12 protein-coding genes are annotated in these 14,679 nt (G+C 56.4%); 6 read left to right on the top strand and 6 right to left on the bottom strand.

Annotated features, from left to right (window positions below):
* Positions 1-84: 84 nt before the first annotated feature.
* Both PMI17_RS23885 and PMI17_RS23880 read right to left on the bottom strand, forming a co-directional pair.
* Positions 85-570 carry an Rrf2 family transcriptional regulator gene (locus PMI17_RS23885; RefSeq protein ID WP_007893848.1) on the bottom strand — a complete coding sequence of 162 codons (486 nt, stop codon included), beginning with the start codon at positions 568-570 and terminating at the stop codon, positions 85-87.
* A 158-nt stretch (positions 571-728) separates the two neighbouring features.
* Positions 729-1,928 (bottom strand): MFS transporter, encoded by a 1,200-nt coding sequence (locus PMI17_RS23880; protein ID WP_007893845.1) that lies wholly within the window; start codon positions 1,926-1,928, stop codon positions 729-731.
* Between the two features lie 157 nt (positions 1,929-2,085).
* On the opposite strand from PMI17_RS23880, the gene tus reads away from it, so the two are divergent.
* Entirely contained in the window at positions 2,086-3,015 is a 930-nt protein-coding gene (tus, locus tag PMI17_RS23875; RefSeq protein WP_007893842.1) for a DNA replication terminus site-binding protein, read from the top strand.
* A gap of 45 nt (positions 3,016-3,060) precedes the next feature.
* Here tus and fumC read toward each other — a convergent pair whose 3' ends face one another.
* A complete protein-coding gene (gene fumC, locus PMI17_RS23870) occupies positions 3,061-4,458 on the bottom strand; it encodes a class II fumarate hydratase (protein WP_007893839.1) in 1,398 nt (465 codons plus the stop codon).
* A 197-nt stretch (positions 4,459-4,655) separates the two neighbouring features.
* Between fumC and manA the strand changes: the two genes are divergently transcribed.
* Together manA and PMI17_RS23860 are read left to right on the top strand one after the other, a co-directional pair.
* On the top strand, positions 4,656-5,831 hold the full coding sequence (gene manA / locus PMI17_RS23865; protein ID WP_007893836.1) for a mannose-6-phosphate isomerase: 1,176 nt from the start codon (positions 4,656-4,658) through the stop codon (positions 5,829-5,831).
* Between the two features lie 130 nt (positions 5,832-5,961).
* The gene (locus PMI17_RS23860; protein WP_007893834.1) at positions 5,962-7,461 is read left to right on the top strand and encodes a YdgA family protein; all 1,500 of its coding nucleotides are present in this window, start codon (positions 5,962-5,964) and stop codon (positions 7,459-7,461) included.
* A gap of 28 nt (positions 7,462-7,489) precedes the next feature.
* On the opposite strand, the gene malI is transcribed toward PMI17_RS23860, so the two are convergent.
* Complete coding sequence (malI, locus tag PMI17_RS23855; protein ID WP_007893832.1) at positions 7,490-8,518, bottom strand: Mal regulon transcriptional regulator MalI; 1,029 nt, start codon at positions 8,516-8,518, stop codon at positions 7,490-7,492.
* A 173-nt stretch (positions 8,519-8,691) separates the two neighbouring features.
* Here malI and malX point away from each other — a divergent pair, with 173 nt between their 5' ends.
* From malX to add, 3 genes are all read left to right on the top strand, one after another.
* Positions 8,692-10,278, top strand: coding sequence for a maltose/glucose-specific PTS transporter subunit IIBC (gene malX / locus PMI17_RS23850; RefSeq protein ID WP_007893830.1), 1,587 nt, complete (start codon positions 8,692-8,694; stop codon positions 10,276-10,278).
* Positions 10,278-11,456: a MalY/PatB family protein gene (locus PMI17_RS23845; RefSeq protein ID WP_007893827.1), complete on the top strand. Its 1,179-nt coding sequence runs from the start codon at positions 10,278-10,280 to the stop codon at positions 11,454-11,456. The genes malX and PMI17_RS23845 overlap by 1 nt, the downstream gene beginning before the upstream one ends.
* A gap of 118 nt (positions 11,457-11,574) precedes the next feature.
* A complete protein-coding gene (gene add, locus PMI17_RS23840; protein WP_007893822.1) occupies positions 11,575-12,573 on the top strand; it encodes an adenosine deaminase in 999 nt (332 codons plus the stop codon).
* Between the two features lie 63 nt (positions 12,574-12,636).
* Here the strand turns inward: add and PMI17_RS23835 are convergent, their stop codons facing one another.
* Complete coding sequence (locus tag PMI17_RS23835) at positions 12,637-13,677, bottom strand: oxidoreductase (protein ID WP_007893818.1); 1,041 nt, start codon at positions 13,675-13,677, stop codon at positions 12,637-12,639.
* Positions 13,678-13,754: 77 nt separating this feature from the next.
* Positions 13,755-14,672: an arabinose operon transcriptional regulator AraC gene (gene araC / locus PMI17_RS23830; RefSeq protein ID WP_007893815.1), complete on the bottom strand. Its 918-nt coding sequence runs from the start codon at positions 14,670-14,672 to the stop codon at positions 13,755-13,757.
* Between the last annotated feature and the right edge of the window lie 7 nt (positions 14,673-14,679).

The raw sequence follows: 14,679 nt of genomic DNA, 5'->3' as shown, positions 1-14,679 counted from the left end.
CAGCCGATGGCGAACGAAAGTCGCTCAGCGCTTAACTGATCGGCATTACACCATGAATGGCGACCCTACGGGATGGGTGCGGTTTTAGCGGCCTTTCTTACACAGATCGGCGAGTTCGACATCGGGCAGCTCTTCGCAGTTGCTGGTGTCGTTATGCTTCAGTTCGGCCAGCGCATCTGCCACGGTGCGGGTTTCCAGCACCTTCAGCGACGCTTCTTCAGCCTCTTCCGCAATCGATTTAAAGTACCAACACAGGTTAGCACTGACCAGACAACGCGGAGCGACATCCGGACGCGAGGCCCAGAGCTTTTTATCTTCAATCACCGAAGTGTAGATGTCGCGCAGCGTGATCTCAGCAGCCGGACGACCCAGGTGAATTGAGCCGGTGCGGCCAAGCGTCGAGACGATGATGCCGTCGCGCGTGAGCGGAACCATGAGTTTTCGAATGAAACTGGGGTTCGCTTCAAGACCATACGCCAATATGGCACTGGTCGAGCGTTTGCCCAGTTGCTCCGCCATCGCTACGCTCAAAACCATCTGCAAAGCTGTCGGGAAGCGGTAATCAAGCATTTCAATATCCTGAGTTGCGGTTATCTTGTTGTTTTTATGCCGCGACAGTGAGTAATCAATGAGCAATAAATATAACAAACACTGTTGCTTTTTAGAAGCCAGCGCCCGTGATACAGGCACGTATTCCCCATTTAAGCGGGTAGAAGCGCACAGGCTGCTTAATTTATCGCTCCCCTTTCCGACTGTGGGCTGGCGTGTGGCAATTTCTGCTTCAACACCATCACCAGCAGCACGTTGATAAACGCCAACAGACACAATAGCCACAGCGTGGCATTGGCGCCGAGGTGCTCAAAGACATAGCCGCCAACCAGCGGCGTTAATGCCTGGCCAATCAACGCGGGACGCGCCATGCGCCCAACCACAATCGCGTAAGCCTCTGGTTTGACCATTACCAGCGGTAAAGTTCCCCGCACTATCGCCCGCAGCCCATTTCCGGCGCCGTACAGCACCATGCTCAGCACGGCAAACTGCGGATAACACGCCAGCAGCAGCAGGCCCAGCGCCACCAATCCCACCGAGAAGAAAGTGGTCCAGATGGGATGTCCGCGCTTAAAGGCGATGTCGACAATGCGCGAGCCCACCTGACAGGGACCAAGAATGGCGCTGATCGCTAAAGCCGACGCCAGCGTATGCCCGCTGGCTTGCAGCAAGGTAATCAGTTGCACCGAAATCGCCGTCATGATCACCGATGCAAGGGTGAAAATACTGCACAGCAACCAGAACAGCGCCGGGGCAAGTGCATCGCCGTGCGCGGCTGATGTCGGCTTGCTGGTAACGGTTTTCGCTGCGGGCGCAGGCAGTGCGTAAAGGTAGGCGGGCAAGACGGAAAGACACAATACTCCGGCGATGGCAAAACAGGCGCCGCGCCACTCCAGCCAGTGGATCAGCAGCGCGGTGCCCGGCCAAACCAGGGTGGTACAAAAACCGGAGATCAGCGTGATGCCGGTAATCGCGCCGCGCGCCTGCCCGCCGTACAGTGTGCCGAGCGTGGCGAATAGCGCATCGTATAAGCCCATCGCCATGCCAATGCCGATAATCAGCCAGGCAAACAGAAACAGCAGCAGATGATGGCTGAGGCCCATGATCACCAGACCAATCGCCATCACCGCCCCGCTCGCTGCCAGCAATACGCGACCATAAGAGCGGGAAATCAGTCGGCCGCTTAGCGGAGCCAGCAAACCCGAAATCAACATACCGAGCGACAGCGCGCCATACACCCACTGCTGCGACCAGCCGGTTTCCGCTACGATCGGATTGGCCATCACCGCCATTAAATAGAACGATCCGCCCCATGAGAGGATTTGCACTAATCCAAGCGTAATAATGGCGGGAACAGGTGGCTTTGGCAGAGGCTGCACGACAATTTTCCGTTAGCAGGCAAAGCATTGTTATAACACGTTAATCCAGCAGGAAAAATCCCCTCTTCCCCTGCTTAGCGAAATCCTTGCGCTGTGCTGGCAGATTAGCACCCGAGCCAGTACACTAAAAAGTATGTTGTAACTATGGAGGCATTTTATGGCCCGCTATGATTTGGTTGCCGATCTACATGAATGCGTGAACGCGCTGGAAGCGGCGTTGAGTGCCTTACGTCAGCAGATTGAACTGCAACCGCTGCTGATTGCACGGGTTTTCAGCCTGCCGGAAATTGAAAAAGGGCGTGAGCACGATGAAATTGAACGCATCGCGGTAACGCAGCATCTCGGTAAAACCGCGCGCGAAATGGCATTGGCGCACTACTGCCGCCTGTTTATGCAGCATCAATCGGAAAAGCTCAGCACTAAAGCCGCGGTGCGATTGCCGGGCGCGATCTGCATCCAGGCCGAGGGGGAAATGCATGCGCAAATCACGCAGCAGGTGGCCGAGATCAACACGTTGAAGCAGCGGCTGGAACAGCTCATTACCGTGGAGTCGGGCTTGCCGAGCGAGGCGCGCTTTGAGTTTGTCCACCAGCATCTGCGCGGCTTAATCACCCTAAACGCCTACCGCAGCGTGACGCTGCTTAATTCGCCAGACAGTTTGCGTTTTGGCTGGGCAAATAAAAACATCATAAAAAACGTGACGCGTGATGCGGTGGTTGAGCAGCTGGAGCGCAGTCTGAAAGCCAATCGCGCTCAGGCGCCGTGGACGCGTGAGCAGTGGGCGGAAAAAGTGCAGCAAGAGCTGGAAGCGATTCTCGCGCTGCCTGCGGGAGCGAAGCTGAAAATCAAACGTCCGGTGAAGGTACAACCGATTGCCCGCGTGTGGCGCGCCAGCGAGAAGAAGCAGGTACAGCTTGCCTGCCCTTCTCCGCTGCTGGTGCTGTGCCGCGATAAGACCCAGGTACCCATTTTGGGCGAGTTACTGAATTATGATGCAGATAACGTCGCGTATCGCCACAAACCGCTGGCCGAACCGCTGCATTTGATCATTCCACGTCTGCATTTGTGGAGCGATCGACTGGCGTAAAAAAGGCCGTTCAGATGAACGGCCTTCATAACAGTTAGCGGCAGATTACTGCTTCATGCTGCCAACCATCTCCTGCGGACGTACCCACTCGTCGAACTGCTCTTCAGTGAGATAACCCAATTTCAGCGCCGAGCCTTTCAGCGTCAGGCCCTCTTTATGGGCTTTCTTGGCGATTTCCGCCGCTTTGTCGTAACCGATATGGGTGTTGAGCGCGGTAACCAGCATCAGCGACTCGTTCAGCAGCTGATCGATACGCTCGCGCACCGGCTCAATACCCATCGCGCAGTGGTGATTGAAGCTGTCGATACCGTCGGCCAGCAGGCGCACCGATTGCAGGAAGTTGTGGATCACCATCGGACGGAACACGTTGAGCTCAAAGTTGCCGGACGCACCGCCAATGTTCACCGCCACATCGTTACCCATCACCTGGCAACACAGCATGGTGAGCGCTTCGCACTGCGTCGGGTTCACTTTGCCGGGCATGATCGAGCTGCCTGGCTCGTTTTCCGGGATTGCCAGTTCACCAATGCCGCAACGTGGACCAGAAGCCAGCCAGCGCACGTCATTGGCAATTTTCATCAGCGAGGCCGCCAGGCCTTTCAGCGCGCCGTGCGCATGCACCAGTGCATCGCAGGTTGCCAGCGCTTCAAATTTGTTTGGCGCGGTCACAAACGGCTGTTTGGTCAGATCGGCCAGCGCTTGTGCCACGCGCACCGCGTACTCCGGATGGGTGTTAAGGCCGGTGCCGACCGCGGTACCGCCCAGCGCCAATTCCGCCACGTGCGGAATGCTGTTTTCGATGTGCTTAAGATTGTGTTCCAGCATCGCCACCCAGCCGGAGATCTCCTGACCGAGCGTTAACGGTGTCGCATCCTGCAGATGGGTACGACCAATCTTGACGATATCTTTGAAGGCGTCGGATTTCTCACTCAGCGTCTTTTTCAACACGTGAATCTGCGGAATCAGCTGCTCCCGCACGGCAATGACCGCGGCCACGTGCATGGCGGTGGGGAACACATCATTGGAGCTTTGGCTTTTATTCACGTCATCATTCGGATGCACCAGACGCGACATGCCACGTTCGCCGCCGAGAATTTCACTGGCACGGTTGGCCAGCACTTCGTTCATGTTCATGTTGGTTTGCGTGCCGGAGCCGGTCTGCCAAATCGCCAGCGGGAATTCGTCGCTGTGCTTATCAGCCAGCACTTCGTCGGCGGCTTTGAGAATCGCCTGAGCACGATCGGCCGGTAGCAAGCCGAGATCCTGGTTAACCTGTGCGGCGGCGCGCTTGGTCAGCGCCAGCGCGTGCACCAATGCCACCGGCATTTTCTCGGTTGAGATTTTGAAATGTTCCAGCGATCGCTGGGTTTGTGCGCCCCACAACTTATCTGCCGGTACTTCGATCGGTCCCATTGAGTCTTTTTCAATGCGATTGGCTGCCATGACTACGTCTCCTTAGCTCAGATTTTGAGGTTTCCGCTCTAAACGCCTTCCCGCGACGCCGTTGAGCGAGCAAGATTGTCACATACAAGAATTTAACATTATGCGAGCCTATCGCGTTTATTCCACTTGTTCGTGTATTTTCTATGGCACTTTCTGCTTTAATACGCTTATTTACTTACGGTTATTAAGGGTAAACGATGCAAAAATTGAACAATTCGCTGCAAAATTACGCCTGGGGCAGCAAAACTGCGCTGACCGAACTTTACGGCATCGAAAATCCGCAGGGGTTGCCGATGGCCGAGCTGTGGATGGGCGCGCACCCAAAAAGTCCTTCCACCGTTGACGTAAACGGTGAAGCGCGTTCGCTGCGCGATGTGATCGATGCGGATAAAGTGGCCACGCTGGGCAAAGCCGTCGCTGAGCGTTTTGGCGAGCTGCCGTTCCTGTTTAAAGTGCTGTGCGCCGAACAGCCGCTGTCGATTCAGGTGCATCCAAGTAAAGCCGCCGCTGAGCAGGGCTTTGCGCGAGAAAATGCCGCCGGCATTCCACTGAGCGCCGCCGAACGTAACTATAAAGATGCCAATCATAAGCCGGAGCTGGTGTATGCATTGACGCCCTTCCAGGCGATGAACGGTTTCCGCGAGCTGCATGAGATTGTCTCGCTGCTGGAACCGGTCGCTGGCGCGCATCCGCAAATCGCCCACTTCCTGGAGAATGCCAACGAAGCCAATCTGGCAAAACTGTTCGCCACCCTGCTGTCGTTGAAAGATGAGGCTAAATCACGCGCCATTGGCGTGTTGAAATCGGCGCTCAATTCCCGTGAAGGCGAACCGTGGCAAACCATCAAATCCATTGCCGCCGATTATCCCGATGATAGCGGCCTGTTTTCCCCGCTGCTGCTGAATGTGATCACGCTGCAGCCGGGCGAAGCGATGTTCCTGTTCGCCGAAACGCCGCACGCCTATTTAAAAGGCGTGGCGCTGGAAGTGATGGCGAACTCCGATAACGTGCTACGCGCCGGTCTGACGCCGAAGTTTATCGATATCCCGGAACTGCTGGCTAACCTGAAATTCCACGCAAAACCGGCGGCGACGCTGCTGACGCAACCGCAGCGCGACGGCGAAACGCTGAACTTCCCGATTCCAGTGGAGGATTTTGCCTTCGCTATCCATGCGCTCTCAGCTGCGCCGCAGGCCCTGGCGCAAAACAGCGCTGCCCTGCTGTTCTGTATCGAAGGCCAGGCGGTGATTGAGAAGTCTGGTCAACAGCTGGTGCTGAAGCCGGGTGAATCCTGTTTTGTCGCCGCCGACGAGTCACCGGTGAGCGCAGCAGGTACCGGACGACTGGCGCGCGTGTTTAATACGCTGGACTGATCCGGCTGACGCTTGCAGCATTAACTGCTATTCTTTCAAACTATTAATTTAAAACGCCTGCGGGCGTTTTTCTTCACCCGTCGCGCACCGACCAGCGGCGTGCGGACGCAAGGATAAGGACGACACAGCGATGAAAAAGACCAAGGTTGCCGTAGGTGTGATTGTGGCGCTCGGCGTGATTTGGACTGGTGCTTCATGGTTTACCGGTAAACAACTGGAAAGCCACATGGATGAGATGTTGCAAAATGCCAATGCACAGCTGAATGCTTACGCGCCCAATAGCCGTTTGACGCTGAGCTATCAGGATTATCAGCGTGGCGTGTTCAGCAGTAAGACCAAACTGGTGGTGCAGGCCAGCTCGCAAACCAATGACAATCCGCTGTTGAAGCCTGGTCAAAGCATCGTGCTGAACGAGACCATCGATCACGGTCCTTTCCCGTTCGCCCAGCTGAAACGTGGCAGCCTGATCCCAAGTATGGCATCAGTGCATACCGAACTGGAAAACACCGATGCGGTGAAGAAACTGTTTGAATTGACCAACGGTAAATCGCTGGTTAATGCCGATACGCGCGTGGGCTACAGTGGCGCGACCGATACCGATCTCACGCTGCTGGCGGTGGATTACAACAATGCGCAAACGGGCGATCGTCTGGCGACCAACGGCGGTTCGCTGAATATCAGCGCCGATAGCAAAGGCGATAAGGTTAGCCTGGACGGCGACTTCTCCAGCATCGCGGTGACCAGTAAAAATCAGGTCGACATGCCGGTGCTGTTCACCTTAAATGGCCTGAAACTCAGTGGCGATACGCATCTCAGCCCGGAAGGCGTGCGCGTTGGCGATCAATCCATCTCTCTGGATAAGCTGAATGCCAGCATCAACGGCCAAGAAGGTCTCTCGCTGGAGAAGCTGAAAACCACCTCTTCCTTTGATAATAAAGAGGGCAAGATTGGCGGCAAGCTGGACGTGAACGTTGACAAAATCACCCTGCAGAAGCAGCCATTTGGTGAAGCCAAACTGGCGATGACCTTCGCGCAATTCGATGCGCAGGCAGTGAAAGCCTTCTCCGACACCTACAACGCCCAGATGCAAGATCTGCTAAGCCAGCCGGGCGTAGCGGAAGATCCGATTCGCTATCAGGCCAGCGTGCAAACCATCCTGCGTAATAATCTGCCAACGTTGTTAAAAGGCTCGCCAACCTTAAGCATTGCGCCGCTGAGTTGGAAAAATGACAAGGGCGAGAGCAGCTTCAATCTGAACCTGGGCTTTAACGATCCGGCCACCGTGACCGGTGAAGCGCAGAGTTTGGGTGCCGCGGTAGATCGCGTGTTGAAAAACCTCGACGGTAAACTGACCATCAATATGCCGATGGCCACGGAAACCATGCGTCATGTCGGTCTGGCGGAGGGATATCAGGGCGATGATGCGCAGAAGCTGGCGGATCAGCAGGTGAAAGGCTTAGCCGCGATGGGCCAGATGTTCCGTCTGACACAGCAGCAGGATGACAACATCGTCACCAGCCTGCAGTACGGCAACGGTCAGGTCACCATGAATGGCGACAAGATGACGCTGGAGCAGTTCCTGTCACGCTATATGCTGGGTGCGCCAACCAGCGAAGGTATGCCGGAGTAATATCTAGTAGGCGGCCGCCTGGCCGCCCTTACGCTTCCCCGCGCATCAATTGCGGCGGTACGATCAAACTCTGAATTTCCGCCTCTGGCTGCAGCAGCCGCTGCAACATTCTCTCCGCTGCACGCCGCCCCACATCCCGCGCTTCGCTACTGACAAAAGTCATGGTGGGATCGTGTAATTCGCGCTGCGGATCGTCGTTGAAGCCCACCAGCGCCAGCTGCTGGGTGTAATAACTGTCTACCGCGCCTTCGCCAAAGGTTCGCCCACAGCGTAACGCCCCGAAGTAACAGCCGAGCGCGGTGCTGCCGTTATGCGCCAGAATTGCGGTGATGCCGGGATGCTGGCGCAGCAATGCCAGCGTCAATGCCGACACGCTTTGCTGGCGATCGTCGCACTCAATGATCCAGTCGGATCGAAACGGCAAGCCATATTGCAGCAAGGTAGCGCAATAGCCGCCAATCCGCTCCGCTCGCGTCAGTGACGATCCTAATCCGCCCATCCAGGCGATACGCTGATGGCCCTGGCGAATCAGATATTCGGTGGCGATGCGTGCCGCCTGGCTGTTGTCGGGACGTAACGAATCGACATTGTCCAAACTGCTGGCGCGCGCGGCGCAGACCAAGGCGATGTTCTGCTCTTGTGCTAACGGTACCAGCGTTTCCGCCTGCGCCACCGCGCCGCCCAGCACAATGCCCTCCGCGCCCTGCGCCACCAGCGTGTCAAAACAGCGTTTAAGATGCTGTCCGTGCTGACCGCTTTGTGTCAGCACCAGCACTTTGCCCTGCTGCTCCAGTATTTCGCTGAGTCCGGCGGTCATTGCGGCATAAAAGGGCTGGCTAAGATCGCGCACAATCAAGCCGATGACGCCACTTTCTCCGCCGCGCAAGATGGATGCAGAGCGATTTCGTACATAGCCAAGCTGCTCAATCGCTTGATTGACGCGTGTGGCGGTGGCGGGCGAGATGCGCCCTTTTCCTGATAACACCAACGACACGGTAGAGACCGAAACCCCGGCGACCAATGCCACATCATGAATAGTGGTTTTCTGCTGGGACATAGTGTTCCGTTACCGACGAGCAAAAACAAAGAGATAAAACGTTACACTGATTTCATCAAAAATAAAGTCTGCAATTAGTCACTCTTTGTGATTATAGCCACAAAAATAAGTGGTAAAACGTTTTATCATCCTTGACCACATTGAAGCCTTTCACTTTTTTGCCAGGAGATCCTATGTCCGCCACCCGCCCGAAAATGTCACTTTGGGAGTTTTTCCAAAGTCTGGGTAAAACCTTTATGTTGCCCGTTGCGCTGCTGTCGTTTTGCGGCATTTTGCTGGGGATCGGCAGTTCGCTCAGCAGCCACGACGTTCTGACGCTGATTCCTCTGCTCGATCAGCCTTTCCTGCAATACCTGTTTATCTGGCTGGCGAAAATCGGGTCATTTGCTTTCAGCTATCTGCCGGTAATGTTTGCGATTGCCATTCCACTCGGTATGGCGCGCGAGAATAAAGGCGTAGCGGCGTTTGCCGGTTTTGTCGGTTATGCGGTGCTGAACCTGAGTATCAACTTCTGGCTCAATATCAACGGCATTCTGCCGACCACCGATGCGGCGGTGCTGAAAGCCAACAACGTGCAAAACATCCTCGGCATTCAATCGATTGACACCGGGATTCTCGGCGCGGTGATCGTCGGCGTCGTGGTGTTCTGGCTGCACGAGCGTTTCCACAACATTCGCCTACCGGATGCGCTGGCCTTCTTCGGCGGTACGCGTTTTGTGCCGATCGTCACGGCAATGGCAATGGGCGTGCTGGGCTTAGTGGTGCCGCTGATTTGGCCTTTCTTCGCCCGCGCGATTACCGGTCTTGGCTGGGTAATCAACAGTGCCGGTGAATTTGGCCCGATGATTTTCGGTACCGGTGAACGTTTGCTGCTGCCGTTTGGTTTACAGCACATTCTGGTGGCGATCATTCGCTTCACCGATGCCGGCGGCACGCTGGATGTGTGCGGGAAAAGCGTCAGCGGCGCGTTAACCATTTTCCAGGCGCAGCTGGCCTGTGCGGATACGCACGGCTTTGCCGAGAGCGCCACGCGTTTCCTGTCGCAGGGTAAAATGCCGGCCTTCCTCGGTGGTTTGCCCGGTGCGGCTTTAGCCATGTATCACTGCGCCCGTCCGGAAAATCGTCATAAAATTAAAGGGCTGCTGATTTCTGGTGTGGTGGCCTGCGTAGTAGGCGGCACCACTGAACCGCTGGAGTTCCTGTTCCTGTTCGTCGCGCCGGTGCTGTATCTCATCCACGCGCTGTTGACCGGTTTAGGCTTTACCGTGATGGCGATGCTTGGCGTGACCATCGGTAACACCGACGGCAACGTCATCGACTTCTTCGTGTTCGGCGTACTGCACGGCCTCTCGACCAAATGGTACTGGGTGCCGGTGATTGCTGCAGTGTGGTTCGTGGGCTATTACGCCATCTTCCGCTTTGCTATCAGTCACTTCAATATCAAAACACCGGGCCGCGAAATCGAGACCAACAGCGTGGCTCAGCAGGTCAGCCGTGCCAGCGTGGGGAAATCAGGCTTTAATACGCCAGCAATTCTGTCGGCACTGGGCGGCGTTGAAAACATCGCTTCGCTGGATAACTGCCTGACGCGTCTGCGTATTACCGTGGTCGATATGAGCAAGGTGGATGATGCGACACTGAAAGCCAACGGCGCGATTGGCGTGGTCCATGTCAATGCCACCAATCTGCAAGTGGTGATGGGGCCGCAGGTACAGTCGGTGAAAGATGAGATGGCGCACCTGATGAGCGCAACGGTGTAATGATGCAGGATTTCGCTTTCAATCGCGTGGTCGATCGCCACGGCAGCTGGTGCACGCAGTGGGATTTTGTCGCCGACCGCTTCGGCGTGGCGGACTTACTGCCCTTCACCATCTCCGATATGGATTTCGCCACCGCGCCTTGCATCATCGAGGCGCTACAGCAGCGACTCGACCACGGTGTCTTCGGTTACAGCCGCTGGCAGCATGATGATTTTCTCGCCGCACTGCAGCACTGGATGCGCAGCCGATTTAATACTGAAGTCTTGGCAGAATCATTGGTTTATGGCCCGTCAGTGATTTATATGGTGGCGCAGCTGTTGCGCCACTGGACGCAGCCTGACGATGAAGTGCTGATCCACACGCCCGCCTACGATGCGTTCTACCACACTATCAATGGCAATCAGCGTCGCGTGCTGGAGCTGCCGCTGCAGCGTCACGGTAACGAATGGGTTTGTGATATGGCAAAGCTGGAGACGTTACTGGCACGGCCGCGCTGCAAAGTGATGCTGCTTTGCAGTCCACATAACCCAACAGGAAAAGTGTGGCAATTGCAGGAGTTGCAGCAGATGGCGATGCTGTGCGAGCGACACGGCGTCAAGGTCATCAGCGATGAAATTCATATGGATATGGTGCTGGGTGATGTGCGTCATACGCCGTGGAGCAAGGTTGCCGCATCTGATTGGGTGTTATTTACCTCGGCCTCCAAGAGCTTCAACATTCCGGCGCTGACCGGCGCCTGGGGCATCATTCCTGACGAGCGCGATCGTCAGGCGTGGTTCCGCGCCTTGAAGCAGCAGGATGGCTTGTCCTCACCGGCGGTTATGGCGGTTGCCGCGACCATTGCCGCTTATCGCGATGGCGCGCCGTGGCTGGATGCATTGCGTCATTATCTGCGCGGCAATATGCAGCATATCGCGCAGCGCCTGAAAGCCGCGTGTCCGCCGCTCAACTGGCAGCCACCGGCCGCCACCTATCTGGCGTGGATCGATCTCAATCCACTTGGCATGGACGAACAGGCGCTACAACAGCGTCTGATAAATCAATACAAAGTGGCGATCATGCCCGGTTCCACCTACGGTGCGGCGAGTCGCGGTTATCTGCGTCTTAACGCCGGTTGCCCGCGTAGCAAACTGGATGACGGGCTGGATCGTCTGATCGCCGGGTTAAAATCGTTCTAAAATGCGACGGATGCTGATTAATTCAGCATCCGTTTTACTGTTTGCGCAAATCGCTGGCGCTGTTGCGCAAGATGTTTTTATAATCCTCTGCACTTTATGAAACTGAAGCGAGTGCGCCATGATTGATCTTAAACTCCCCCTCACCGATATCCACCGCCACCTTGATGGCAATATTCGCGCACAAACCATTCTCGATTTAGGTCGCCAATATAATCTCGCGCTGCCCGCCGATTCGCTCGATGCATTGCGTCCGCATGTGCAGGTCACCGCCAACGAGCCGGATCTGGTGAGCTTCCTGCAGAAACTGGATTGGGGCGTGAAAGTGCTGGGCGATCTTGATGCCTGCCGTCGCATTGCGCTGGAAAACGTCGAGGATGCGGCGCGTGCCGGTATCCATTATGCGGAGTTGCGCTTCTCACCAGGTTATATGGCGATGACCCACAACCTGCCGATTGCCGGCGTGGTTGAAGCGGTGATTGACGGCGTGCGTGCCGGTATTGCGCAATACGGCGTCGATGTTCGCCTGACGGGTATCATGAGCCGTACTTTTGGCGAGGAAGCCTGCCTGCGTGAGCTGGAAGGCTTACTGGCGCATCGCGATGGCATCACTGCGGTCGATCTGGCCGGCGATGAGTTAGGCTTCCCGGGCAGCGAATTCCTGAGCCACTTTAATCGGGCACGCGATGCGGGCTTCCGCATTACCGTCCACGCCGGTGAAGCGGCAGGTCCGGAAAGCATTTGGCAAGCGATTCGTGAACTGGGCGCTGAACGTATCGGTCACGGCGTCAAGGCGATTGAAGATCGTGCGCTCATGGATTTCCTCGCCGAGCAGCGTATTGGGATTGAATCTTGCCTGACCTCGAATATTCAGACCAGCACCGTGTCATCGCTGAGCAATCATCCGCTGAAAACCTTCCTGCAACACGGCATTCTGGCGACCATCAACACTGACGATCCGGCAGTTCAGGGCGTTGAACTGGCGCATGAATACGAAGTGGCGGCGCCACAGGCGGGATTGAGCGCTGAAGAGATGCGTCAGGCACAGGACAATGGCGTGACCATCGCGTTTCTGAATGATGCAGAAAAAGCAGCGCTGCGCGCACGCGTAGCGGGCTAAAAAAAGTGCGCATAAATGCGCACTCAACAACGTAGGGTCGCCATTGATGGCGACCGATACTGATTACCGCAACGACATCGTCTGGCGTTTTTCGGCGGACTGCAAGCCCAGCTCGATCAACTCCATCACCTGAATCGCCTCTTCCGCGTGTACCGGATTCGCACCCGTACCGGCAATGGCATCGCGAATGCCGGCATAGTACGCCGGATAGTTACCCGGCAGTGTCAGCAACTCTTTCTCCACCATCACATCGCCTTCCGCCAGCGTCAGCGTGCCGTTGCGCATGTCATAGCCCCAATCTTCCTGTGGCGGACGCTCACCCGCTTTCAGCCGATCTTCCTGCGGATCCAGACCGTATTTGACGTAGCTGCCACGGGTGCCGTGCACCACAAAGCGTGCTGATTCCGCCGCCACCAGCATGCTGGCATGCAGCACCACGCGACGCGTTGGATAGGTCAGCACCGCATGGAAGTAATCGGTGGTTTGCGCGCCCGGACGCAGTTCGGCCATATCCACGTTGATGGCGACTGGCGTACCAAACAGCTGCAGCGCCTGGTCCAGCACGTGCGGTCCAAGATCGAACCAGATACCGCTGCCCGCGCCTTTCATCTCACGCCAGCGCTGGCGCACTTCCGGACGGAAGCGATCAAAGTGCGATTCAAAGTAGCGTACTTCGCCCAGCGTTCCTTCGTTGAGCAGATTTTTCAGCGTCAGGAAATCACTGTCCCAGCGACGGTTATGGAACACCGACAGCAGCAAACCTTTGGCTTTTGCCAATGCATCCAGCTCACGCGCTTGTGACAACGTCACGGTAAACGGCTTATCAACCACCACGTGTTTACCGGCGTTCAGTGCCGCTTTGGCTAAGGGGAAATGGGTGTCATTCGGGGTCGGAATAACAATCAGTTGCAGTGTCGGGTCGTCCAGCAGCGCTTGTGGATCGGAAACCACCTGCACTGACGGCCAGTCAGCATGGACTTTGCTGGCATCGCTGCTTGAGATCGCCGCCAGCTCAACATCCGGCGTACCGGCGATCAAGGGTGCATGGAAGGTTTTGCTGGCAAAACCGTAGCCGATTAGGCCGACACGTAGTTTATCGCTCATTCTCATTCCTCTTGTTCGTTACCAGACTGATTTAAGACGAATCGGTCTGTAAGAACAAGGCGGAATCACCTGAAAACTCAGGAAATAGCACTCCGTGCGGATTGCCAGCTCTCATGCGCCACCAAGGCATCCTGCGCATCCTGGCTGCGGCGGCGGAAGTCGCTGGGGCTTACGCCCACCCGCTTGCGGAACACACGCGAGAAATAGAGCTGGTCATCGTAACCCACTTCGCGGCCAACCGAAGCGATCGGTTCCTGGGTGGTTTGCAGCAGCAGTTTGGCACGGATCACCCGCTGGTCTTCCCGCCAGCGCAGCAAATTTATGCCCATCTGCTCGCGGAACAGATGCGCCAGGCGAGACGGCGACAAACAAACATGGCGCGCCACCTCTTCAATCTTCACTTCACCCGCCAGATGATTGGTGACGTACTGGCAGGCTTCAATCACGCGCGGATCGCGAATCTGCTGATGGCTACGCGGATCTTCTTCCACTGCGCGCAGCAGCAGACGTTCCAACAGGTTCATCGCCAGCTCTTCGGCGAAACGGCGTCCGGAATTATGCGTTTGCTCAATGCTGGCGAACAGGCGATCAAACTCGGCACGCTGCGCTTCGGTGAGGCGCAAACGGCCAACGCCCTGGCTTTCATCCTGCCACTGCAACCAGTCGGTCCAGTAGGCACGCGGACGGAAATAGACCCAGCGGTGGAACCAGCACGGGCTATCGGGCGCGCGGCCATAATAGTGCGGCGTTTTCGGTTGAAACAGCAGCAAATCGCCCGGCTCGCAGTCGAAGGCAGATTCGCCATCAAACACGCGCCCTTGACCTTTAATGGTCAAGTTGAGGATGTAGCCTTTCATGCCGTGCGGGCGGTCAATAAAGAAATCCAGCGCGTCGTTGGCGTTAATCGGCGTCAACCCCGCCACCAGCCAGGCGTTAAAGGGATAACCCGGCAATAAGGGGTTCTGCTGCTCACTCGGGGGTTCACGGTGGTACATAGTGCCC

The organism is Pantoea sp. GM01, from assembly GCF_000282675.1.
Taxonomy (GTDB): Bacteria; Pseudomonadota; Gammaproteobacteria; order Enterobacterales; family Enterobacteriaceae; genus Pantoea; species Pantoea nemavictus.
The sequence above is the reverse complement of the archived record's forward strand: the minus strand, read 5'-3'. Positions and strand labels throughout refer to the sequence as shown.

Excerpts from the sequence above, each read along its gene's own strand:
- PMI17_RS23885 (WP_007893848.1), bottom strand. The coding sequence starts at position 570 with ATGCTTGATTACCGCTTCCCGACAGCTTTGCAGATGGTTTTGAGCGTA.
- tus (WP_007893842.1), top strand. The coding sequence starts at position 2,086 with ATGGCCCGCTATGATTTGGTTGCCGATCTACATGAATGCGTGAACGCG.
- fumC (WP_007893839.1), bottom strand. The coding sequence starts at position 4,458 with ATGGCAGCCAATCGCATTGAAAAAGACTCAATGGGACCGATCGAAGTA.
- manA (WP_007893836.1), top strand. The coding sequence starts at position 4,656 with ATGCAAAAATTGAACAATTCGCTGCAAAATTACGCCTGGGGCAGCAAA.
- PMI17_RS23860 (WP_007893834.1), top strand. The coding sequence starts at position 5,962 with ATGAAAAAGACCAAGGTTGCCGTAGGTGTGATTGTGGCGCTCGGCGTG.
- malI (WP_007893832.1), bottom strand. The coding sequence starts at position 8,518 with ATGTCCCAGCAGAAAACCACTATTCATGATGTGGCATTGGTCGCCGGG.
- malX (WP_007893830.1), top strand. The coding sequence starts at position 8,692 with ATGTCCGCCACCCGCCCGAAAATGTCACTTTGGGAGTTTTTCCAAAGT.
- PMI17_RS23845 (WP_007893827.1), top strand. The coding sequence starts at position 10,278 with ATGATGCAGGATTTCGCTTTCAATCGCGTGGTCGATCGCCACGGCAGC.
- add (WP_007893822.1), top strand. The coding sequence starts at position 11,575 with ATGATTGATCTTAAACTCCCCCTCACCGATATCCACCGCCACCTTGAT.
- PMI17_RS23835 (WP_007893818.1), bottom strand. The coding sequence starts at position 13,677 with ATGAGCGATAAACTACGTGTCGGCCTAATCGGCTACGGTTTTGCCAGC.
- araC (WP_007893815.1), bottom strand. The coding sequence starts at position 14,672 with ATGTACCACCGTGAACCCCCGAGTGAGCAGCAGAACCCCTTATTGCCG.